1 protein-coding gene is annotated in these 1,232 nt (G+C 38.6%); it reads right to left on the reverse strand.

Annotated features, from left to right (window positions below; genetic code table 11):
* Positions 1 to 19: 19 nt before the first annotated feature.
* Positions 20 to 973 carry an IS30-like element ISSpn8 family transposase gene (locus ODU50_RS10320; protein WP_105152807.1) on the reverse strand — a complete coding sequence of 318 codons (954 nt, stop codon included), beginning with the start codon at positions 971 to 973 and terminating at the stop codon, positions 20 to 22.
* Positions 974 to 1,232 lie beyond the last annotated feature (259 nt).

Consider the following 1,232-nt stretch of genomic DNA (forward strand, 5'->3'; position numbering starts at 1 on the left):
CCCAAATTTCAAGTTGAAGTTAGCCACCCAAAAGAAATTCACTTGGCGACTTGTAGTCCAAGCATTTTTTAGGGTAGTTGTTAATCCAATTTTCGATAAAAGCGACTTCTTTCGGAGTCGTTTTCTTGGTTCCCTTAGGTAACCATCTACGAATTAATCGATTATGATTTTCATTTGAACCTCTCTCCCATGAAGAGTAAGCATGTGCGTAGTAGATATGTTCCTCAGGAAATACCTCAGACAATCGTTTGAACTCCGAACCATTATCTGCAGTAATGGACAGAATACGATGCTCCCCTAATAGTAACGTAAGCGCCTGATTGACAGATTCAGCAGTTTTATTTGGAATTAACCTTATAATTTGGTGTCTGCTCCGCCGGTCGGTTAAGACTAACAGGCAATAATTTTTTATCTTAGTCAGTAGGACGGTATCAATTTCATAATGACCATTTTCCAAGCGAAGATTAATAACGTCAGGACGTTCTTCGATAGATTTACCTGCCGGCTTAAAGCTCGGACTAGCTTGCTTCTTGACACCTTTCCTTTTTCTGGGATAAAGCATGTTGGCCTTCGTCAATCCTAAATGACCATTATGAAACCAGTAGTAGATGGTTGAAATACCAACTTTCACTTGCTTCTTCTTAACCATCATTTCAGGCGAAAATTTTTGCTTATGATAGTGTAAGATCTTCTCTCTGATTTCCTTTGTTAGAATTAACTTTTTCACCGACCGTTTTCGATTGGATTGGTAAACAGTTTGTGCGTAATCGGCAGAATAGACCTTTTTGTATAGCCCTTTTCTCACTTGTTGTAAAGTTGTACCTCTTTTGACTTCATTATGAATCGTTTGAGGCGCCTTTCCTAACAAGCCTGCAATTTCACGATTGGACTTATTTTCATTCTTCCACCGCTCAATCAAGCGACGGTTATCTATTGTCAAATGTTTCCCTTTTGGGGTATAATGTTCTTGCATCTCTGTGCCTTTCCTTGTGTTTGTGGTGAACAACAAGTATAGCACAGAGGTGTTTTCTTATACCTTAAATCACATTTCATTTGACAACAGGAACCCTTGAACCTGTTTTTTCAGCTAAACCAAGGCTATAATTAGCCTTGGCCACCTAGCCTAACAGCTTCAAGCCTGTTATCAAATGAAATCATCAACTTACTCAAACATAGTGAAACATCTAATTCTTGACTAAGGTAAGGTGGCTAACTTCATTATAGAACTTTCA

Origin of the sequence: Streptococcus sp. 2020WUSS084, assembly GCF_044427445.1 — a bacterium.
Classification (GTDB): domain Bacteria; phylum Bacillota; class Bacilli; order Lactobacillales; family Streptococcaceae; genus Streptococcus; species Streptococcus suis.